This is a genomic window from Vibrio sp. SCSIO 43135 (genome assembly GCF_023716665.1).
Lineage (GTDB): Bacteria > Pseudomonadota > Gammaproteobacteria > Enterobacterales > Vibrionaceae > Vibrio > Vibrio paucivorans.
The window spans coordinates 2525556-2546180 of the sequence record NZ_CP071859.1; the positions used below are offsets into that span (position 1 = coordinate 2525556).

20 protein-coding genes are annotated in these 20625 nt (G+C 43.5%); 5 read left to right on the top strand and 15 right to left on the bottom strand.

Annotated features, from left to right (window positions below; translation table 11 throughout):
• Window positions 1-61 precede the first annotated feature (61 nt).
• Window positions 62-913 (bottom strand): carbohydrate ABC transporter permease, encoded by an 852-nt coding sequence (locus J4N42_RS11265; protein WP_252028015.1) that lies wholly within the window; start codon window positions 911-913, stop codon window positions 62-64.
• Window positions 913-1833, bottom strand: coding sequence for a carbohydrate ABC transporter permease (locus J4N42_RS11270; protein ID WP_252028016.1), 921 nt, complete (start codon window positions 1831-1833; stop codon window positions 913-915). Before J4N42_RS11270 ends, J4N42_RS11265 begins: the two co-directional genes overlap by 1 nt.
• Before the next feature lie 343 nt (window positions 1834-2176).
• On the opposite strand from J4N42_RS11270, the gene J4N42_RS11275 reads away from it, so the two are divergent.
• From J4N42_RS11275 to J4N42_RS11285, 3 genes are all read left to right on the top strand, one after another.
• On the top strand, window positions 2177-3259 hold the full coding sequence (locus J4N42_RS11275) for an ABC transporter ATP-binding protein (protein WP_252030833.1): 1083 nt from the start codon (window positions 2177-2179) through the stop codon (window positions 3257-3259).
• Window positions 3260-3440: 181 nt separating this feature from the next.
• The gene (locus tag J4N42_RS11280; protein ID WP_252028017.1) at window positions 3441-4781 is read left to right on the top strand and encodes an MATE family efflux transporter; all 1341 of its coding nucleotides are present in this window, start codon (window positions 3441-3443) and stop codon (window positions 4779-4781) included.
• Window positions 4782-4958: 177 nt separating this feature from the next.
• The gene (locus J4N42_RS11285) at window positions 4959-6272 is read left to right on the top strand and encodes an O-antigen ligase family protein (protein WP_252028018.1); all 1314 of its coding nucleotides are present in this window, start codon (window positions 4959-4961) and stop codon (window positions 6270-6272) included.
• On the opposite strand, the gene J4N42_RS11290 is transcribed toward J4N42_RS11285, so the two are convergent.
• On the bottom strand, window positions 6247-7164 hold the full coding sequence (locus tag J4N42_RS11290) for a LysR family transcriptional regulator (protein WP_252028020.1): 918 nt from the start codon (window positions 7162-7164) through the stop codon (window positions 6247-6249). The two genes, J4N42_RS11285 and J4N42_RS11290, sit on opposite strands and share 26 nt — an antisense overlap.
• Before the next feature lie 103 nt (window positions 7165-7267).
• Here J4N42_RS11290 and chrA point away from each other — a divergent pair, with 103 nt between their 5' ends.
• Complete coding sequence (gene chrA / locus J4N42_RS11295; protein WP_252028022.1) at window positions 7268-8410, top strand: chromate efflux transporter; 1143 nt, start codon at window positions 7268-7270, stop codon at window positions 8408-8410.
• Between the two features lie 71 nt (window positions 8411-8481).
• Here chrA and J4N42_RS11300 read toward each other — a convergent pair whose 3' ends face one another.
• The 12 genes from J4N42_RS11300 to J4N42_RS11355 form a co-directional block, all read right to left on the bottom strand.
• Window positions 8482-9528 carry a tetratricopeptide repeat protein gene (locus J4N42_RS11300; protein WP_252028023.1) on the bottom strand — a complete coding sequence of 349 codons (1047 nt, stop codon included), beginning with the start codon at window positions 9526-9528 and terminating at the stop codon, window positions 8482-8484.
• A 9-nt stretch (window positions 9529-9537) separates the two neighbouring features.
• Window positions 9538-10482 (bottom strand): type II secretion system F family protein, encoded by a 945-nt coding sequence (locus tag J4N42_RS11305; RefSeq protein WP_252028025.1) that lies wholly within the window; start codon window positions 10480-10482, stop codon window positions 9538-9540.
• Window position 10483: 1 nt separating this feature from the next.
• Window positions 10484-11452: a type II secretion system F family protein gene (locus J4N42_RS11310; protein WP_252028027.1), complete on the bottom strand. Its 969-nt coding sequence runs from the start codon at window positions 11450-11452 to the stop codon at window positions 10484-10486.
• Between the two features lie 12 nt (window positions 11453-11464).
• A complete protein-coding gene (locus J4N42_RS11315; RefSeq protein WP_252028028.1) occupies window positions 11465-12955 on the bottom strand; it encodes a TadA family conjugal transfer-associated ATPase in 1491 nt (496 codons plus the stop codon).
• A gap of 33 nt (window positions 12956-12988) precedes the next feature.
• Window positions 12989-14206, bottom strand: a complete 1218-nt coding sequence (locus J4N42_RS11320; RefSeq protein ID WP_252028031.1) for a CpaE/TadZ family protein — start codon at window positions 14204-14206, stop codon at window positions 12989-12991.
• Window positions 14207-14482: 276 nt separating this feature from the next.
• Window positions 14483-14749: a hypothetical protein gene (locus tag J4N42_RS11325; RefSeq protein WP_353505329.1), complete on the bottom strand. Its 267-nt coding sequence runs from the start codon at window positions 14747-14749 to the stop codon at window positions 14483-14485.
• A 6-nt stretch (window positions 14750-14755) separates the two neighbouring features.
• The gene (locus J4N42_RS11330; RefSeq protein WP_252028032.1) at window positions 14756-16222 is read right to left on the bottom strand and encodes a type II and III secretion system protein family protein; all 1467 of its coding nucleotides are present in this window, start codon (window positions 16220-16222) and stop codon (window positions 14756-14758) included.
• A gap of 8 nt (window positions 16223-16230) precedes the next feature.
• On the bottom strand, window positions 16231-16977 hold the full coding sequence (gene cpaB / locus J4N42_RS11335; RefSeq protein WP_252028034.1) for a Flp pilus assembly protein CpaB: 747 nt from the start codon (window positions 16975-16977) through the stop codon (window positions 16231-16233).
• On the bottom strand, window positions 16974-18326 hold the full coding sequence (locus tag J4N42_RS11340) for a DUF8689 domain-containing protein (RefSeq protein WP_252028036.1): 1353 nt from the start codon (window positions 18324-18326) through the stop codon (window positions 16974-16976). Before J4N42_RS11340 ends, cpaB begins: the two co-directional genes overlap by 4 nt.
• A 14-nt stretch (window positions 18327-18340) precedes the next feature.
• Complete coding sequence (locus tag J4N42_RS11345; protein ID WP_252028038.1) at window positions 18341-18856, bottom strand: A24 family peptidase; 516 nt, start codon at window positions 18854-18856, stop codon at window positions 18341-18343.
• Window positions 18857-18901: 45 nt separating this feature from the next.
• Complete coding sequence (locus tag J4N42_RS11350; RefSeq protein WP_252028039.1) at window positions 18902-19069, bottom strand: Flp family type IVb pilin; 168 nt, start codon at window positions 19067-19069, stop codon at window positions 18902-18904.
• Between the two features lie 102 nt (window positions 19070-19171).
• Window positions 19172-19339: a Flp family type IVb pilin gene (locus J4N42_RS11355; RefSeq protein WP_252028041.1), complete on the bottom strand. Its 168-nt coding sequence runs from the start codon at window positions 19337-19339 to the stop codon at window positions 19172-19174.
• A gap of 485 nt (window positions 19340-19824) precedes the next feature.
• Between J4N42_RS11355 and J4N42_RS11360 the strand changes: the two genes are divergently transcribed.
• Complete coding sequence (locus tag J4N42_RS11360; RefSeq protein WP_252028043.1) at window positions 19825-20565, top strand: helix-turn-helix domain-containing protein; 741 nt, start codon at window positions 19825-19827, stop codon at window positions 20563-20565.
• Window positions 20566-20625: the final 60 nt, after the last annotated feature.

Here is a 20625-nt window from a genome sequence, read left to right on the forward strand (position 1 = left end):
TTATTGTTAGTACCGCCAAAGCAGTGTGGGGACACCGCCCTAGCGGTAAATCTGAATCTTGTTAACCTTTGGTTGCACCGAGTGTTAAACCGGCAATAAAGTGTTTTTGCATCGTAAAGAACAGCACCACTGGTGGAATCGCTGCGACCACTGCGCCGGCCGACATCAGTTGCCAAGACGCTAGCCACTGCCCTTGCAGCGAACTCAGCCCCGCGGTGACCGGCCTCACTTCATCACTCTGAACCAATACCAATGCCCAGAAGAAATCGTTCCAGATAAAGGTAAAGACAAGCACGGCAAGCGCCGCTAAGGCAGGACGAACCAACGGCAATACAACGTGCCAAAAGATTTTCCATTCCGTGACCCCTTCCACGCGCGCAGCCTCTATAAGTGCGTCAGGAATGCCGACGATAAAGTTACGCATGAACAAGGTACAAAAGCCGGCTTGAAAGGCAATGTGGAAGAAAATTAACGCCCAGTGAGTGTCGTACAAACCAAAGCTAATGGTGAGGTCACGTACCGGAATCATTAAAATTTGGAACGGCACAAAGTTACCCGCGATGAACATCGCGAAGATCCATACATTAGCTTTGAAGTTGTACTTCGCTAGCGCAAACCCTGCCAAAGTAGACAGCGCAACAGCTCCTGCAACAGCAGGCAGCGTGATCATCAAACTATTGATCAGGTATTGCCCCATTGAGGTGGAGGTAAAGACTTGGCTGTAGTTTTCTAAGAACTGGATTTCAGTCGGCCAACCCCAATAGTTACCTGTGTTAATGTCTTCCATTGAACGAATGGAAGTCATCATTACCGCGATCAATGGCAGCAGCCACATCACAATCGAAATTGGCAGCGCTACTCGGTAGCTAATGTTGGTGAAGCGTCCTGATTTTTGTATCGGTTGCGGAAACATTATTTTTCACTCCTTAACATACGCCACAAGAAGTACGCGATATACACATCCATGATTAAAAACAGCACCACAGAGACAGCCGCACCATAGCCCATTCGATAATTAAAAATAGATTCTTCATACATTTGGTACGCGAGTACCGTAGAGCTTCCCCACGGACCACCCGCCGTCATGGTGGCAACTAAGTCGAACGAACGCAGTGCACCAATAACAGTAACAACGACCGCAATGAACGTTGCAGGGCGTAACTGTGGCAGTACCACATACCACAACATGCGCCACTTCTTAGCTCCATCCAGCCTTGCCGCTTCGATCTGTTCTGGATCGAGGTTGTTAAGGCCTGTGAGATACAAAATCATGCAATAGGAAATCTGCGGCCATAAGCCCGCGGCGATAATGCCGTACGTCACGTAGTCTTCATTAGCTAAGATGGAAATTGGTTCAATACCGAAGCCACCGAGAACAATGTTGAATAAGCCAAATGAAGGGTCATAAAACCAAGCGAAAACTAAGCCGACCACCACTTGCGAGATAACAAAAGGAAAGAAGAATAATGATTTAACAACGCGTATTCCTCTTACCTGCTGGTTAAGGAACAAAGCAATGGCGAGCCCTATCGGTGGCGCTAGCATAAAGAACACCAACCATAGGAAATTGTTTTTTAGAGAGGTATAGAACGCATCAGAGTCAAACAACTCTCGATAGTTATCCAATCCGACCCATTGCTTTTCACCTAGCCCATCCCATTCAAAAAAGCTCAACCAAATACTGTCGAGAATGGGGTAAACCACATAAACCGCGAAGATCACCATCGCTGGCGCAAGAAATAACCAAGGAGATAGCTTAATGCTGATCCTTGCTTTGCGTTTCGATGATGGAAGACGATTTTCTGGGTATATCGTTTTCACAGATTGCTCCATTTCACGTGACTCCTTGTCACATTCGGCGAGTTACTTTGGTAAAAATCCACTCACTAAAAGTAGACCACTAGAAAGCAAAAGCCGAAGTTTTATCTAACACCTGAACAAATACTAGCCACATTATTTATTATTTTCACAATATAAGAGCTCTTTTTGTAAACGTTTCCACAAAAATGATTAAATTTCGGTAAAAATACATGACAGAGATCAATAATTAGCTAGCCATGAGTAACAAAAAACAATGAAAGGCGTATGTTTTATAGACAGGAAAATGAGCACACTTACAGACATTCATCTAAGTGCTTATTCATCAAGTTCACATGCCATTATGCAAGGAGTAGATATGGCGGATATCAGCTTAAAACAGATCAAAAAGCGCTTCGGTGACGTTCAAACCATTCATGGTGTCGACCTAGAAATCGAAAATGGCGAGTTTGTGGTGTTTGTTGGACCGTCAGGCTGCGGTAAATCCACTTTATTGCGCCTTATCGCGGGCCTAGAAGAGATCACCGAAGGTGAGCTGAGCATCGATAATGAAGTAGTGAATGAGATTGATCCCGCTGAACGTGGGGTGGCAATGGTATTCCAATCCTACGCCCTTTACCCGCATATGTCGGTGGAAGAAAACATGGGTTTTGGCCTCAAAATGAACGGGCACCCAAAAGAGTTCATCGATAAACAAGTCTCTAGTGCAGCAAAAACCCTGCAGCTAGACCATCTTCTGAAACGCAAGCCAAAAGAGTTATCAGGTGGTCAAAGGCAACGTGTCGCTATTGGGCGTGCGATTGTACGCAACCCTAAAGTGTTCCTGTTTGATGAACCATTGTCGAATTTAGACGCAGAACTTCGTGTCGATATGCGCTTACAAATTGCGAAACTTCATCAAGATCTGCAAAACACTATGATTTACGTTACTCACGATCAGGTCGAGGCAATGACGCTAGCCGACAAGATCGTGGTATTAAAAGACGGCCAGGTCGAACAGGTGGGTTCGCCATTAGAGCTTTACCATACGCCAAGAAATGAGTTTGTCGCGGGCTTTATCGGCTCACCAAAAATGAACTTCATCCCAACCACAGTTGAGCACAGCAGCCCGACACAACTCACGCTCGTTACCCAAGACAATACCGTTATCCAGTTACCTGCGACACAAAGCTCACTGAGCAGTGGTGACAAACTGACACTAGGAATTCGCCCAGAACACCTAGAAATACACCATGACCTTGAAGTCAAACTAGAGTTCCAAAGCGAGGTGGTTGAGCGCTTGGGTAACAGCACTTATATGTTTGGCCAATCATGTGGAGTCGATGGTTTTAAAGTTCACCTACCGGGCGATCAAGAAGTCGAAAAGTTCCAGAAAATTGCGCTGAGCTGCAAACAGGGTGATTGCCACTTATTCGACGCTTCAGGCCTACGTATTGAGTAGCTCAACACAGTTTGAAGTGTGAAACACAAGCCAAATGTTTCATCAAAGGGCACAGAGTCTTGAACTCAGTGCCCTTTTTTCTATCTGGAGTGTAAACATTACCACTCCCTGACAAAATGGGATTTTCAGCGCTTCCTCACTCGATTAAAATAGCCCGTTAACTTTTTTATGAGCGACTCGAATGCCGAACTCAGAATCAACCATGAACAAACGAATGAATATTGTTGCCCTTACTTGGCCAATTTTCATCGAAGTATTGCTAAGGACAGCACTCAACACCAGTGATGTCTTTATGCTCAGTGGTTATTCCGACAAAGCCGTTTCTGCCGTCGGGGTCATTGCCCAGCTGTCATTCTTTTTGATCATTGTCTCTTCGATGGTCAGCAGTGGAACTGGCATCCTCATCGCACAATACAATGGCTCAGGCCGAACCCAAGATTCCGCCTATGTTGGCGTGGCTAGTATTCTGCTGTCGGTGGGGGTAGGACTCTTGTTAAGTGTGTTGGCGGTGATCGGCGCCGAATACTTTTTGCCGCTCTACGGGTTAGAAGCTCAAGTCGAGCAGTATGCGCATGAGTATTTGATTATTAGTGGCGCGATGACCTTTAACGTCACCGTTGGTATTGTCTTCGCAACCATATTACGCAGCCATGGATTTTCTCGCTCGCCAATGGTGATCAACCTGATTGCTGGTGTGTTTAACATAGCGGGTAACTATATTGCCTTATATCAGCCTTTTGGATTACCAGTATATGGTGTCGAAGGGGTAGCCATTGCGACTGTCATCAGCCAAGTACTGGCGACAGTAATGCTTTGGGTATCCATGCGTTCTAAAGGCATCGAACTCCCGTTTTCGCGCTACCGTGAGATCCCAAAAGATATCTACCGTAAAATTTTAAAAATTGGCGGCATGAACGCAGGGGAAGTACTGTCTTACAACGTTGCACAAATCACCATCATGTTCTTTGTCGTGCAAATGGGAACCGCTTCTCTGGCCGCTTTCACCTATGCACAAAATATCGCCCGAATTAGCTTTGCGTTTTCATTGGCACTGGGACAAGCCAGTCAGATTCAGGTTGGGTACTACGTAGGTAAAGGCTGGGCTGATAAAATATTGGTCATGGTACAGAAGTACTTTGTGGTCGGATTTATCGCTTCCGTCTCCTTCTGTGCACTTGTGTATCTATTCCGCTTCGATGTTATTGCGCTCTTTACGGAGGAACCTGAGATAACAGCGCTCACCGCCAGCTTAATTGCAGGTTCTATTATCTTAGAAGCTGGGCGCGTGTTTAATCTTATCTTTATCTCTGCGCTAAAAGCTACCGGCGACATTAAGTTCCCTGTACAAATGGGGATTATCAGCATGTGGGGCATTGGTGTCGGCATGAGCTACCTACTCGGTGTGCATTGGAGTTATGGTGTATTTGGCGCATGGATGGCAATTGCTATGGATGAGTGGCTGCGCGGCATCATCATGGCTAGGCGCTGGAGGCAAAAACGCTGGGTTAAGTTTTCGCTATAACCCTAGCCTACAGGCCGAAAACTTCAGCCAATCTGGTCTACACTGTTAGAATAATCAAAAGTGTAGCCAGATATGAACGAACAGAACTCTCTATCTCGATCTGCCCTAGCATTAATCCTCCTCGGCTGTCTTTTTTTCAGCTTCAATACTGTTTTCACACGCGCAGATGCGCTTGCAATGTACGACACTAAAAGAATATTTATTTGCACGATAGTCGTAGCTTTCTGCCTTGCGTTAGTCTTGTCTTCTTCATTGCGCCGTCAATTCTGGCGTACTTTGACTTCCCTTAATCCCGTAACTCGATTATTACTTACCACACTCTTTGCATTGTCTTTCTTAGCCAACTGGCAAGGGCTGTACTTCTGGCCCGCTCATGCCAACTACTTTTACATTATTGGCTTAGGCATTACCTGTGTGTGTTTGGTTCCCATCGTTACCAAGCATAGGGTCATGAGCTATCAATACTTCATTGTCATGTCTGTGTTCCTTTTTCTCTCAATCGCCGTTGGACAAGGATTACGTAACTACTACCAATACCCAGAGAGTATTCATTCGGTGCTTAGCTTCATCAATCCACGCTTTATCAATCAGGTACAAGTTTGGCTGCTGATTCCACTGATGTACCTGACGCTATTAGCCAAAAGAAAGCAAAAACACTATCGTTCACTTCAATTTATTGCAGCGCTAAATGTCGCGGGTATAGTAGCAACGGATGCAAGAGGCATCGCCATTGCTGGCGTGACAGCAGTACTAATCTGGGCTTGGCTGGAGTCTAACTGGCGTCGTCAAGTGATGGTATTGCTTATTCAGTCTTTAATTTTCGGCTACATTTTAAAACTGCTACTAATTGCGCCTATTCCCGCATACATACTGCACGGTGGTGAGTTAGATTGGTCTAGTATTAGGCTCGGCTCACCTGGCAGGATAAAATTATGGCTAGAGGCTCTTGCTCTATCTAGCTTTTGGGGATTGGGCGGCGATGCATTTGTCTGTTTATCCGAGCGATTTGGTCGCCCCCACAATTCTGCACTATTGGTGTGGGTTAACTGGGGGTTTATTCCACTGGTATGCTACCTTGCATTGCTATTTCAATGTCTGATTACCGTTTGGAAAACACCGCATCGACTCACTCGCGTAACAGGCCTTAGCCTACTTGCAGGGTTCGCCTACAGTTTAGTGTCTGGGGTATTGGACTCCCCATTAAGTCAATTGTTGGCAATCTTAAGCATTGCTATATTTTGGGCCAGTTTAAAAGGCTTAACTTCTACACACTTATCTTTGAAAAGTAAAACCTTAGGACAAACTACTCTACTCAAACATATTGTGATTATTATCATCGCAATCATAAGCAGCGCATTTATCGTTGAACGAGTGTATCAACGTATACTAAGTTATCCCGACTTAGTTCAATCTAGAGATTTAAAAGTCCAGTTTTGGTTAGGGTATAACTGCCAAGTCGACCCCATTAGTTTGCAGATAACGCCGAAATAACGATTGAACGCAGCCAAGTATTCTTATCATCCTGACGTTGATTGACCGACCACAGCAAAGAGATATCAAAATCAGGCACATTAATAGGAGGGACAGCTGTCGCAAGGTGATCACTGAATGCACCATTTTTTGCCATCAACTTCGGCACAATTGCAATTAAGCGCCGCCCTTTCAGTAAGCTTCTAATTGTCAGAAAGTTTCGAGAAGCAACCGTCACTTGACGCTTTAACCCCAACTCTTCCAATCGTTTATCAACTTGAGTCGTCAAACTACCATCAGGGCTCACCAATGCCTGGTCAATGGAAGCAAAAGTTTCCGCTGATAACCCCCCTCCAATAGATACTATGCTTGGGTCATATAGGCAGACATGCTCTTCTGTATAGAGCTTTTGAGATTCGAAACTCTCATCAACATTAGGGATACTGCCAATCAGAGCATCTAACTTCTCTTGTTCAGCCACTTTTAAATAATTGTTTCGGTTAACATTTATAAAGCTAATTTGAGCATTTGGAGCATCATTGCGAATAGCATCATAAAGTATCGGGGCGTAAATAAACTCGGCATAGTCCGTTAAACCAATCCGACATATTCCAGAGTAGTTCTGTGGCGCAAAAGGTTCTCTCGAGAGTAGTTCAGACGAAACCGTATCAAGCAGCCTCATTACAACTGGAGCTATATGATGAGCATGCTCCGTTGGCTCCATATGGTGCCCTTTTCGCTCAAATAGAGTGTCGTCTAATAGAACCCTGAGCCGCGATAAGCTGTGGCTCATTGCAGACTGACTCACAAAGGCTTTTGCCGCCGCAACGCTCACGCTGCGATGGCGATAAAGATGAGAGAAGGTGACCAGTAAATTCAGGTCAACACTCTTCCAGTTCATTTCTTTACTCATCAACAATCCCATTTCATTCATATTTAAGATTAATACTATCAATTTGAGTCATCTTATACCATTTCATAAAATGAGCTTAGTTACTTAACACGAGATCGCTCTCATGCTGTCGATATTCAAAACATTCTTTTGGTTAGGCTGGATTAGCTTTGGTGGACCAGCAGCGCATATCGGGTATTTCCGCAATACCTTCGTTGAAAAGCTAAAATGGCTAGATGACACAGAGTACGCACAAATTGTCGCGCTCAGCCAGTTCTTGCCAGGCCCAGGCTCAAGCCAAGTAGGATTCGCTCTAGGCTATAAACGCGGAGGGTTAGGTGGCGCGTGTATGGCGTTCTTAGGCTTCACTCTGCCATCCATTCTGATCATGTTGGCGTTAGCTATGTTGAGCAGCCAGCTGACTGAGGCAACGCTGTTTCAAAGTGTTGTACACGGATTGAAGCTACTTGCTGTTGTCGTGGTTGCTGATGCGACTTGGGGCATGTACAAAAACTTCTGCCAGAATAAATTGTCTGTCGGTTTGTGTGTGGCCACAGCTATAGCGTTGCTGATCGCGCCTAGCATCGCCACCCAAATGGTAGTACTTGTAGTCGCGGCGCTGATCGGAGTGAAATACTTGGGCAGCGAAGTTCAAGGCTCTAGCAAAACATTTAAGCCTTCGATTCTGCCGTTGGCACTGTTCGCAATTCTACTATTTGGATTACCTGTTATCGCCTATAAAATGCCGGAACTGGCATTGTTTAGTGACTTCTTCCAAGCTGGTAGTTTAGTGTTTGGAGGTGGCCATGTCGTTCTACCACTACTGCAAAACATTGTCGGTGACCAACTGACACAAGACGCTTTCTTAACCGGATACGCAGCTGCGCAGGCAGTTCCGGGGCCTATGTTCACCTTCGCCACCTATATCGGCTATGAATTGCTGCCACAAGCACCTATTGTCGGAGCTCTGATAGCGACTATCGGCGTGTTCCTACCTGGCTTTTTATTGTTACTTGGTGTACTCAAGAACTGGCAGGCATTAGCGGCAAACCACAAAGTATCTGGCGCAATAAATGGCGTAAACGCTGCTGTGGTAGGTTTACTGGTCGCAGCATTATACCAACCTGTCTTTTCTAGCGCAGTAGCTGGTGCACAAGACATCGCCTTGATTTTGATTGGCTTCTACTTACTAAAGCAACTGAAACTGCCTATCGTATGGATGGTGGCGTTCTTTATGCTAGCTGGAGCCGTAACTGGCATGCTGTAAACGGGTAATGTTCGGCGAACCGGATAACAAGGAGAGCACAACGCTCTCCTTGTTATTTGTTAGAAAGCAGGTTACTGCGTGATTTTGGTAGGCTTCTCTTCTAAGTCTTGCTCTTGGACGGATTTAGCTCTCACCTCTGCAAGTGCTCGTTCTAAATTTTCATTGGCCACCTTGTAGTAAGAGGGCTTCTTATCAATCGCTTGTTGCAAATACGGTATGGCTTTATCTGGCTTGCCTTGCAAAATCAAAAAATACCCCACATTGTTTAACGCTTCAGCTGCATCCATCTGGCGCATGAACACATTAATAGCACGTTTTATTTCACCTTTACCAAGATAGATCAGTGCCAAATTGTTTTGTGCTTTTTCATTATTCGGGTCAATTTCTAGTGCAGACATGGTGTAACGTAACGCGTTGTCATAATCTCCCGTCATATAATAGGAATAACCGAGATTCATCTGCCCCTTCACCGACTTTGGATTGATTTTTAATGCTTTATTATAAAAAGATTGCGCAAGCTCGTGATGAGCTTTGATATCGGTTAATACACCTAGCCCCATATAAGCCGTCGCTGGAGATGCCCCATCTACCTTTAATGCATCCACATCTTCGGCTTTAACCAAATCATCCTGTTTTAACGTATTCGAACTTTTCAACCTAACTTGGTCTGCATTCAAAGCGCGCAAGAAATAACTGTACCCTTGATCAACATCGCCTGATTTGGAGTAAATACTGCCCAACTGCTCTAGTACTTTGACATTATTTGGGTTTTCTTCAATCGCCAATAAATACGCCTTTTCGGCTAAGGCTAAGCTCCCCCGAGACTGATGGATTCGCCCAATGTTATATAATGACTTATCTTGGTATTGTGCTTCTGGAAACGACAGTGAACGGATGTATTCATACAAGGCTAAATCCAAATTGCGATTGGCGAGGGCGATATCACCACGCATAATTGCCTCTTTCTCATTTAAAGGTGGCGCTTCTGACGTCAACGTGTCGACTGGTCGACCATCATAAAGAGGGCTATCAAAGGCGCTCTGTTCTTCTTCCTGTGCTGCACAAGCCACCAAAAGCATAAAAAGGGTGGAAGTTAGTATCCTTCTGAATCCATTCATAATAATTCCTTAATTACCTAACGTTGCGGTAATCGATAGCATCGCGGGACCGATAGCGACAATGAAGAAACATGGCCATATAAATAACAACAATGGAAAAATCATTTTAGTTGGGATTTTTGCCGCGATTTCTTCTACTTCTTGATTTCTTCGGTCTCGGAAATCTTCCGTATAATCACGCAATGTTTGCGAGATGCTGCCACCAATTTTGGAAGCATGCGCCAGCATCTTCACAAGCCCTACAATCTCTTCAACCCCTGTGCGCTCTACCAGTTCTTCAAACGCATCTGACATTTCTACGCCCGCTTTGATCTTCGAGCACACAGTATCTAATTCATCGGCAAAATCGGGGTGTGAAATCATTAGCTCGTCAGCCACTCGTCTCAGTGCCGAGTTAAAGCCTAAGCCGGATTCCGTACATACCACCAGCAAGTCAAGTGCATCAGGTACACCACCACGAATTTTCCGTTGACGTTTGCTCACCACTCGGCTCAAACCAAGATTCGGGATGTAAATACCGATCCCAACACTGACTATCATCGCCAAGTGCAAGTTACTCATCTCAGGTTGGAAGAAATACAATAAAGCAGCAATCATTAACCCAAAGACTAAACACACTGCTTTAATGGCGTAGAACACGGTCAAAGCGCTAGCATCATGGTACCCGGCATGCATTAACTGATGGCGTAAACTCTCGCTCTCTTTAGAGTTTGACTGAGCCATCATAGGACTCAAAGACTCCAAAGTATTATCAATCCTACTCGACTTTTTCAGCTTCTCGGCACCACTTTCGCTACGAATTTGTTCCAATTTTCTTTTGATAGGGTTCTTAGTTCCCATCACAACTAAAACGACTGATACCACCATAAACACCGTTGATAGCAGGATCAGCAATAAATAGAGCATTTCCTCATTCATTTGAAAATTGTTCAGTGAACCTAAAAGCGCGTCCATACTACACCTCGAAATTGATGATGTTGCGGATCCACATCGAACCAATAAACAAACTCACTATCCCACCGGTGACCAATTTCATCCCACGAGGATCTTCATAAAGAGGGGTTAAGTACTCTGGATTAATAAAGGACATAGCGACGAATAAGATAAAAGGAGAAAGCACCAATATCCATGCTGACATTCGGCTCTCAGCAGAAATGGTTTTGATTTTACGTTGCAGCTTAAATCGCGATCTCAATACTCGAGACACTTTTTCTAGGTTCTCAGATAAATTACCACCGGTTTCCTTTTGCAAAATAACCGCACTGGAAAACGCTAACATTGAGACCGTAGGTGTTCGCTCAGCCATTTGCATGATGGCAAGGCGCATATCGTAACCATAGTTCAACAGATTAAAGGTATTTTTGAACTCGATACCAATTGGCGGAGGCATTTCAACACCTACCTCGTTGAATGCCTGCGTGACGGGCTGACCAGCCTGTAGCATACGACGCATGATATCGAGAGCATCTGGTAATTGTTCTTCAAAAGCGGATAGCCTGTCGGATATTTTCTTCTGAAGGTACATATGCATGATCACCCAAACGCCAACAAAACTGCATATGCCTATATAAAAAAGCTGAGTGAGAATAGCGGTGAGCAAGCCAAATACAATTGAGAGAATCCCAGTCACGGTTAAAGTCTGTGTCAGTGTCCAATGCGAGCCTGACAACTCTAAGGATTTCTTAATTGAAGAAAACACCTTAAATTCAACTAACTTCCTATCCAAAGGCGTTAAGCTTTTTAAGTAATGCTCATGGAGCAATGAACGAGCTTCTTCATCGAGTGATGCTTGGGAGTCTTTTAGTCTCTGAGAGAGCTCTTTGTGTTTCGCTTTACTACCAGCTGCTGGCAAGATAAGCGCTTGTGAAATAAATACAACAGCAAAGAACAGCAATACGAAAAAGAGAGTAATGTCTTCATCCATGATCCGCTCCTCCTATTGAAAAGTCTCGTTAAAGATCTCGAAAGGCAAGTGTAGTCCTTTCTTCGACAACATCTCATGACAACCAGGGATCACGCCTGTCGCGGTAAAATAGCCGATCACATTTCCTTCTTCATCCATCCCTTGACGCTGAAACTTAAAGATCTCAGACATGGTGATGATCTCCCCTTCCATGCCATTTATCTCCGCAATACTTACCATCCTGCGTCGACCATCTTCCTGCCTCTCCATCTGCACCACTAAGTGAATAGCAGACGCGATTTGAGAACGCAGGTTTTTGGTCGACATATTCCACCCTGCCATGGCAAACATATTCTCGACCCGGCTCAAGGCATCACGAGGAGTGTTGGCGTGAATGGTCGCTAATGACCCATCGTGACCTGTATTCATAGCAGCAAGCATATCGACCGCTTCACTGCCCCGAACCTCCCCTAGAACCACTCGGTCTGGACGCATACGCAGTGAGTTTTTTACCAAGTCTCGCTGAGTAATTTCACCTTTCCCTTCTAGGTTGGCAGGTCGGGTTTCCAAACGCACAACATGGGGTTGCTGAAGCTGTAATTCTGCCGAGTCTTCAATGGTTATGATTCGGTCATCGCTTGGAATAAAGCCGGAAAAAATATTCAATGTGGTGGTTTTTCCTGAGCCAGTACCACCTGAAATAAGGATATTGAGCTCTCCTTTCACCGCGGCTTCAACGAACTTCGCCATCTGCTCCGAAAGTGAGTTAAAACCTAGCAAATTTTCCATATTCAATTTCTCAACTGCAAAGCGACGAATCGAAACTGAAGGGCCATCTAAAGCTAAGGGAGGGATAATTGCGTTCACACGCGAGCCATCGAGCAAACGTGCATCAACCATTGGTGAAGCTTCATCAATACGCCGACCGACTTGGCTTACAATACGATCAATAATATTACGTAAGTGACGGTCATCTAAAAATGTATATGGCGTTGCCTCTAGCTTACCTCGGCGTTCAACAAACACACTTTTAGGCCCATTCACCAAGATATCAGATACGGTTGAGTCATTAAGAAGAGGCTCTAAAGGTCCTAACCCAAACACTTCATCTTCAATCTGTTGAATTACGCGTTTACGCCCTTCGGCGCTGAGAGCATGAGTCTGATCGTCGGCCATCAATTGTACGATGGCATCATGCAAATCTTTCTTCGCTCGCTCTTCATCTAAGCTTGCAAGCAGACCTAAATCCAGAGTTTCTAACAGACGCTGATGATAATAGTGCTTGGTTTCTAGCTCCTGCGTCAGCTGTTTACGTGCGTCTTCAACAGCCTGCTCTTTTGCTTTCGCTTCTTGCATTCGGTGTTGAGCCGCATTTTCATCCGGTTCTATTTTAGGTTCATCACTCGGAGAGCCCTCAACATCAAAAGCAGCTTGGCTCATTTCTGATTGCTGATGGTCTTGTCGTTCTGCGGCGTCTAACTTTTCTTGCAGTCCAGGGTTTATATTTTTTCTTTTAAAGAACATTGCAAATTCCCGTTGGTAGTCGGAATCCGTCCGTTATGAAAATAGTCGTTTAAACCAACCTTTTTGATCTTCAACTTCTGGCAATAAAGAGTGTGCAAACTTGACGACAGACTTAGTAATTGCACTGCTCTTTTTCGATTCAATAAACGGCCGTCCTAAGTTGGCACTTTCAATAGCAACTTTAAAATCATTGGGGATCATGTGCACAACAACTCCCCCAATGGTTCCTTCGATATCTTTCAATTTTATCGATTGACGCTTCTCGTATCGATTTACGATCACTTCAATTTGTTCTCTCACAATGCCAAACTCAAACGCTAATTGTTTGGCAATACGAGTTGTATTTTTAATTGCGACTAGGTTCTGTTGTGTAATAAGGAATACTTTGCTTGCGGGTGCCAACACTGACGCAAAGAGCCTGTCTAACCCACGAGATAAATCAACAATGACAAATGGGTACATCTCTCTAAGTACAGGAAGCAATTTGCTTATTTGATGAGCTTTATCGTAGTTTTCATGGCTATTTTCGTACTTAAACCCCAGAACATGTAATCCCGAAGAGTGCTTTGTGACTAGGCTATTTAAAGAAACTTCATCTAAGTCGGCGACACTTGCGATAGCATCAGACAAGCTATAGGGCGAAGAAACATTCAAGTAATCATCTATCACACCAAATTGTAGGTCTAAGTCCAAAAGTAGTACCTTTTCCGGATGCTGACTGGCTATCTCTATTGCGGCATTGACTGCGAGTGTTGAAGCTCCAGCGCCACCTTTTGTATTCAAGAAGACAAACAACTCACCTAAATTTCGGCTCGCCACTTTTTCCTCTGCCACATTTTTTAGCATTGGAATCAGTTCTTCTAAAATGGCTTTATCAGACACGAAATCTGCCGCGCCAATTCGGAGCGCTATCTTAAGCGCTCCATTATCACTTTCATTACCAAACACGATTAGCGACGCTTCATGGCCATCTGAAGTGGGCATTTCGTATTGTTGAAGTTCAACAATTTTCTGTGCCCAGTTAGGGCCAGTTTCAACAAATATCAAATCCGGAGGGGTAAACTGGGCAAGGTTGGCCACCACTAAACTATGCAAAGACACAGTCTCAAAGTTAACGCTACTGCTCTTTGCCAGCTCATTGGCCATATGCAATTTGAAACGATCACTCGAATAGAATACCCAGATCGTTAAGTTGGTTTTCAGCCTCAACTGCTTGTCATCATTCCTTGTCAGCTTCACGGCTTCTCCCATAGTGTTCTCCCTAACCGAATAACCTACGTTGATTCGTTATGCTTCTAAGTGACAAATTTGCGTAATAACAAAAGTATAGATGTGATTTCAACTCGCTGTGATAATTCATGTTAGTTATATGCCTCACTAAGGTATAACAACCACTTACAACATCATTCACAAAAAATTGCTTAAGAATCAAGCATGGTGCTTTGAGGATTTACAAGTATCGCCATGGGGAAACTGTCCTCAAACATCTTTCAGTATTTAACTGTCTAAGCCAGCTAATCTTGGCTATTAATCCGCGAAAGACTCCAGCACTTGGCTCTCACTCCCTTTCAGGCCGTCACTCTTACGTCCTGTATATAAGTGATAAGCTCCTTCCATTCTTTCCCCATTACCAGTGGGGACAATCGCGACGTTATCTCTTGTCGCATCTAAGTTATAAATTTGCTCAGACCTTAACTGCACAACATGACTCCCAAGCGGTGCTTCATTGGCACAAGCGGTGAGAAACGCGCCACAAAACAATACAAATGCGATCCATTTTCCTGTTCTCATCATTAACTCCTATAAGCTATGTCCAAAACTACCTTCAGTACCACCTTGTGAACTTTCGGTGTAAGCATCCGCTTGCTGCGAATAGTTGCGTTGTGAAGGTTCGCTTGGCTCAGCGATATAAGCTCCCTTACCTAGTAAGTAATACTCCACATCATTCGGCTCAACAAACGCATCAGTAGGTAGAGTCACTCTATTCCTATCAACCGGCTTAGCTAACCTTGGAGTAACAAGAATAACGAGCTCTGTTTCACCCGAAACATACTCTTGGCTATTGAACAGCTGCCCAAGAACAGGAATATCACCAAAACCTGGGGTTTTAGTTGCTACATCACGTACATTTTCACTCAGCAAGCCTGCGATACCGATCGTTTGCCCATCCGCTAACTCCAAAGTAGATGACGCGCTACGTCGGGTTATCGGCGGAATAAAATACGTTCCGTTCGTACCACCAGGACTCAATGTCAATGAGCTAGAGTTAGCTATTTCACTCACATCGACAGCCAAATTGAGGTTAATCTTTTTATCGCTGATGACTGTTGGAATAAACTTAAGGCCGACACCATATTCTTTATATTCGATAGTAATACCATCTTCGTCGGGCACTGGAATGGGAAATTCACCACCCGCTAAAAACTCGGCTTTTGCGCCGCTTAATGCCGTTAAGTTTGGTTCCGCTAATACTTTCGCATTACCATTTTGTTTTGCCACATCTAGCGCAAATGAAAAGAAAGTATTGCTGTCTACAAATGCACCTAAAAGACCACTAGTTTCTACGGTTGGATTACTGAAGATTGGACCTATCGCGCCCCCTACATCATCGAGGATCCCCCCTCCAGTAGTGGCTCCCCATCCAAAGTCTCCACTTTGTTGAAAAAAGTGAAAGTTAGCGTCGAACTTACGCACTAAACTTCTTTGCACTTCTGCTACCGTCACTTCTAACATCACTTGTTGAGCGCCACCAATAGACATAAGGTTAATCACACCAGTTTGATCAACCTGCTTACTTAATGATTCATTTTCTTTATCTACGGATTGACCAGCTGAATAGGTTTCAGCTACCCGGAGAGCAACATTCATATTGGCTTGGTTACTCACAAGTCCACTGAGAATGAGTCGATTTTGAGCACTATGAACTTCAATATTTTCGTTTGGCAAAAACTCATACAGTTTTGCCTTAAGGCTGTTCAAATCATGGGTGACTTCTATGTTGATAGACTCGATAAGCTGCCCACGACTATCCCAAGCCATCAAGTTGGTCGAACCTAGCTTCTTACCAATCAGAAAGACTTCATCAGACTTGAGCATGACAATGTCCAACACCTCTGGATCGCCCAAAGAAACTCTCTTAGCTTTGCCTGCTAGATTTACGTGAGTAGATTTGTGGTGCGGTACCTTAACAATTTTCCCCGTTTGGGTAGAAGATATAGCTGCACCACTGAATAGAAATATAAGACATGCCGTTATTATTATTCTCATACATCACCTCAGTCCTTGACTCTGATGTTGGTAGATTGAGTACCTTTAATAATCGTGACACTTGGTGCTGCTTTATATTTCACGATTTTTTCTTCTGGCTCATGTGGATTACGCAAGGTCAGCTGAATTTCACCTTTGCTTTTTGCCGTCAGTAGCTTTTCAGCTTGCTTAGGCGTGACTTCCAAAGTAACTGCACGAACAATTACGGGTTTGTTCTCTTTACTCTTCGCAGTTTGGTCTACCGCCAGCACCTTAATATCTTTAAGCACAGTCGTTGTGGCCGCAGAACGCGCGCCATATTTGACCGTATTGAGAATATCTACGCGATTCCCTGGCAATAGGAAACCCGCCACACCAATCACATCGTTAACTCTTATGGTCACTGCCCGCATGTTTTCAGGAATCAATGCCGCAAGTGTCGAGCCCTCACCAGGAATAGTTAGCCTAGGAGCCGTAATGATTTCACCTTTATGAATAGTGGTCGCAACCACCTGGCCAATCAAATCTTCTGGCACGGTAAACTGAGACTCTTCACGCCATGCCTTCTCAAGCAACTTACTCGTTATGTGCTGCTCTTCAATCACACTACCAGCCGTAATTTCTTGCGATGCAATCATTACAGGTTCACGTTCAACCACCTCGACTTCTACTTGTGGCTGAAGCTGCCTATCCATCCATTGTTTGGCAAAAAATACTGCTCCTAGACCAAATATAATGGATAGCAAAAACAACAATATCACTTGATTTCTACTCATCTTTCGCCTCCTCCTTTGCCGTCAGCGGTGAAGTACACTTCCCATGCCCTCGCTAGGATTTCTGGCGTAATAACTGGCTCGACTTCTTCAAATGCAATAATGTCTCGGCTAATCCCAACAATGTCTTTCGGTAAACAAGGGTAATAGCCAACGGTATGCTGACGATGTAATCCAAATAATTTATCAAATGTATCAAGTTCAATACTGAGGCCACGCCCCTGCGCTATCTTCTCCCATAGTGCGTGGTATTCATTTTCTTTCAGTGCATAAAACTGAATCTTATAGCCCAAGCGGCGCAAGAAAGCTGGGTCGGCGATTTTCTGTGGATCTAAGTTAGAAGAGAACGCCAGTGTAAGAATAAATGGAATGGTTATTTGCTGTCCGTTGGGTAAAGAAAGGTAATCGTAAAAATACTCCATCGGTACAATCCAGCGGTTAAGCAATGTGTCCACGGGCATTGGTTGGCGCCCCAAGTCATCAATGATAAAGATGCCGTTGTTGGCCATCATCTGTAATGGCGCCATCCACACTCGGTTATGCTCGGTGTGGTTCACTTCAAGCATATCCATCGTCAGTTCACCGCCAACTTGGATACTCGGCCTTTCACACAGCACCCAGCGCCTATCGTGTTGATCTTTGAAAGTAATGCTAATGCTTTCGTCACCCGTGTTCACCTTACGGTGATGTTGCGGTGAAAAGACCTTGATGATATTACCTGCCGCGTAGACGGCATAAGGAACGTACACAGAGGTATTCAATGAGTTCAGGATTCTCGTCGCGACAAACGTTTTACCTGTACCTGCATCGCCATAAAGTAATAATGCTCGTCCAGAATTAATAGCCGGCCCCAACACGCCAATCATCCGCTCTGCACCATACACATCACTCAACGCATAGGTTACATCTTGTTTGGTGACGGTCTGAGCTCGCACGTCCTGCGCTCCAACCATTTGTTGGTAATCCCTAAGAGAAACTGGTGCTGGACCAAGATAGGCATCTTTGGCAAAGGCTATATCCGCCTCTTGCATTCCTTGCTCAGACAAAGCATAGCGAACATGACCACTAGTATTCTGAGAAAGGAAAGTTTCGGAAGCAGCCTGAAATACCTCTACAAGTGACTTTTTACGAAGTATTGCAATAAGGTCTTCAATAAGGTGACTATTCACACCCAGTAATTTGGTGAGTTGGAGAATATCGGATTTTGGAAACGCTGCTAATTGTTTAATTAACAAGTTTTCTAAAACTACTTTGGGTATGCCTAAATCATCAAACGATGTAGGTACCTCGGGCGCAGAAGCCTGCGGCGTTAACTCTTCTCTATGCCGACTTTCTGAGGTTGTCGTACCCATAGAGACTCCTTGTTTTAGAAGTATTGCTGCATCGCCAATCCAATAACAACCACTGGAGCAAATGGCATACGCAATTTCGAATTCTTATTATTTACTGTAGACGAAATCGCCTTTCCTGCTAACGGACCATAAGAAAAAACTATAAAATACTTACTGAATAATTCCCTACTTGAATGATGTAAGTCTGTAGTTCGTGCGAGGGCGTAGAAAAGACCAATTACAACACTAGAGACAGCGATCCAGTAGGTAGCCTCTAGCAAATTTCCCCAGCCAAGCTCAAACCCAACGACCCCTAAAAGTTTGACATCTCCGGGAGCCATCATTCGAATAAAGTACAACGCTAAAGCAGCAAAAAAGAATACGCAGCCAGCAATAAGTGACCACATGATTAAAGAAAACGGGGATGTAGAAAGCGCTTTGAAAATGAATGAGAAAATTAGGATACCTAAAAGCATCACATTAGGAATTCGGTTTTCTCTAGCGTCATAGACTGCGACAATTACAAACCCTAACCAGATAAGAAAATGCAAAATGCATTACCCCTCTATAGCTACAAGCCAGTTGAAAGCAGTAGACTAAGAACTAAAGAAAGTGCCAATTTCGGCAATTAAGGTTGATGCACTAGTAGAAAAGACAGCAGAAACAACGACGACTAGGAAGCCAGCTCCCACTACATACTCCACGACAGTCAAACCTTCTTGGTCATGCCAAAAACCACATGACTGATTTAGAAAATATTTCATAACGCCCCCTAATTTGATACTGATTTCTAACTAAATTTGTAGAATCAAACGAAGCAAGAAATCAGTATCATAAATAGTAGACGCAATCTGACGATGTTGCCGTTAGCTATCAAATATCGTCCCAAGCTCAGTTGAAAGCGTACTACTCAAGGATTGAAATACCAGAGATAAACCACCAACCAGCAACCCAGCACCGACTACATATTCAACTACCGTCAAACCTTCTTCATCATTTAAAAACTCTTTCATTTTATTCATAAAATTATTCATAACTTGGTCTCCTTCCAAATAGCAATTCCATCTAATTGCTTACTTCTTAATCTAGATACTTATAAAACTAACAGTTAGGATTTTTATGACTTCTTCTGGTACTTTTTTGCCATTAATATCAAATTAAAAAGTAAACTTTAGGACTATTTTGTTATTCGTAAATGCTTGGAAGTGCAGACAATAGCAATGCATAAAATCTAATATAAGTCACATATACCCAAGTAATTACTGATAAATTTATCATAAAAATATTGCACACAGAGACAACTACACATTCAATGATAAATTCTCACTTTTGATACTTGACAAGATCTACAAATAGAATTTTATGTGATTTGCATTGCAAAAATACAGCAGTAAATATGAGGCATGGCTTCTCTAACATCTGAACGGCTGTTTCTTTCAGCTTCTTGCACTTTCCTTATGAACTTCTAATCTAAAGTTGTAGGCACTTATGCCATATGGGATTCATATTTGGGTTTTAGATGGACGTTTTACATGCAGGTCACTGGATAGGTTTATCGGTATCCTATCTACCAAAAGACACATTATTCAGCATTGAGAAATACTTTCATGTCATTGAAAGTGGTCACGATATATCGATTGTGAGTGAAGATAATGTCCAGTTTTGTTTCTTTTTTTTAGATATCGATAACAACTACCCTCTATTACTGAGCGCTGTCAAGTTGTGCCAAAACTTAAACAAAAGCCTGATTATTCTATATAAAAATAAAGTAAACCCTGAAATACTAGAGCTCGACACCGTGTATGATAGCTTCCAATTAAATGGACAAGATATTGACCCTTGGTTACAAGAGCTAAGTAAAAACATTCACTATAAGTTTTCAGATCACCAGTCCATTATGGACATTCACAAAAAAGAGCCTTACTTAAGTGAAAACAAAATCAGTAAAGATTTACTCGAGGTACTTAGGTATATAGAGGGAAATATTTCTAAATCAATCCGTGAAGAAGATATTGCCGATTACTGTCACTATTCAGTGACTTACTTTTCTAAAGTCTTCCATAAAGCAATAGGAATTAGTTTTCGAGACTATTTAATGTCTAAACGCATCGCTTTGGCGAAAAAGATGTTACTGGCAGACAAGAAAACCAAGATTGCCTTCGTCGCTTATCAGTGCGGTTATAATGACGTTTCTTACTTCTCTCGAATCTTCAAAAAGAAAACCGGCTTTTCACCAGGCACCTTCCGACGTATTAACTAGCTTTATCATCCAAGCACACCCAATATTACGTTTTTATTTAGTACGTTAGTTTACTTGGTG

Coding starts and splice junctions, on each gene's coding strand:
- J4N42_RS11265 (WP_252028015.1), bottom strand. CDS start 913: ATGTTTCCGCAACCGATACAAAAATCAGGACGCTTCACCAACATTAGC.
- J4N42_RS11270 (WP_252028016.1), bottom strand. CDS start 1,833: ATGGAGCAATCTGTGAAAACGATATACCCAGAAAATCGTCTTCCATCA.
- J4N42_RS11275 (WP_252030833.1), top strand. CDS start 2,177: ATGGCGGATATCAGCTTAAAACAGATCAAAAAGCGCTTCGGTGACGTT.
- J4N42_RS11280 (WP_252028017.1), top strand. CDS start 3,441: ATGCCGAACTCAGAATCAACCATGAACAAACGAATGAATATTGTTGCC.
- J4N42_RS11285 (WP_252028018.1), top strand. CDS start 4,959: ATGTACGACACTAAAAGAATATTTATTTGCACGATAGTCGTAGCTTTC.
- J4N42_RS11290 (WP_252028020.1), bottom strand. CDS start 7,164: ATGAGTAAAGAAATGAACTGGAAGAGTGTTGACCTGAATTTACTGGTC.
- chrA (WP_252028022.1), top strand. CDS start 7,268: ATGCTGTCGATATTCAAAACATTCTTTTGGTTAGGCTGGATTAGCTTT.
- J4N42_RS11300 (WP_252028023.1), bottom strand. CDS start 9,528: ATGAATGGATTCAGAAGGATACTAACTTCCACCCTTTTTATGCTTTTG.
- J4N42_RS11305 (WP_252028025.1), bottom strand. CDS start 10,482: ATGGACGCGCTTTTAGGTTCACTGAACAATTTTCAAATGAATGAGGAA.
- J4N42_RS11310 (WP_252028027.1), bottom strand. CDS start 11,452: ATGGATGAAGACATTACTCTCTTTTTCGTATTGCTGTTCTTTGCTGTT.
- J4N42_RS11315 (WP_252028028.1), bottom strand. CDS start 12,955: ATGTTCTTTAAAAGAAAAAATATAAACCCTGGACTGCAAGAAAAGTTA.
- J4N42_RS11320 (WP_252028031.1), bottom strand. CDS start 14,206: ATGGGAGAAGCCGTGAAGCTGACAAGGAATGATGACAAGCAGTTGAGG.
- J4N42_RS11325 (WP_353505329.1), bottom strand. CDS start 14,749: ATGATGAGAACAGGAAAATGGATCGCATTTGTATTGTTTTGTGGCGCG.
- J4N42_RS11330 (WP_252028032.1), bottom strand. CDS start 16,222: ATGAGAATAATAATAACGGCATGTCTTATATTTCTATTCAGTGGTGCA.
- cpaB (WP_252028034.1), bottom strand. CDS start 16,977: ATGAGTAGAAATCAAGTGATATTGTTGTTTTTGCTATCCATTATATTT.
- J4N42_RS11340 (WP_252028036.1), bottom strand. CDS start 18,326: ATGGGTACGACAACCTCAGAAAGTCGGCATAGAGAAGAGTTAACGCCG.
- J4N42_RS11350 (WP_252028039.1), bottom strand. CDS start 19,069: ATGAAATATTTTCTAAATCAGTCATGTGGTTTTTGGCATGACCAAGAA.
- J4N42_RS11355 (WP_252028041.1), bottom strand. CDS start 19,339: ATGAATAATTTTATGAATAAAATGAAAGAGTTTTTAAATGATGAAGAA.
- J4N42_RS11360 (WP_252028043.1), top strand. CDS start 19,825: ATGGACGTTTTACATGCAGGTCACTGGATAGGTTTATCGGTATCCTAT.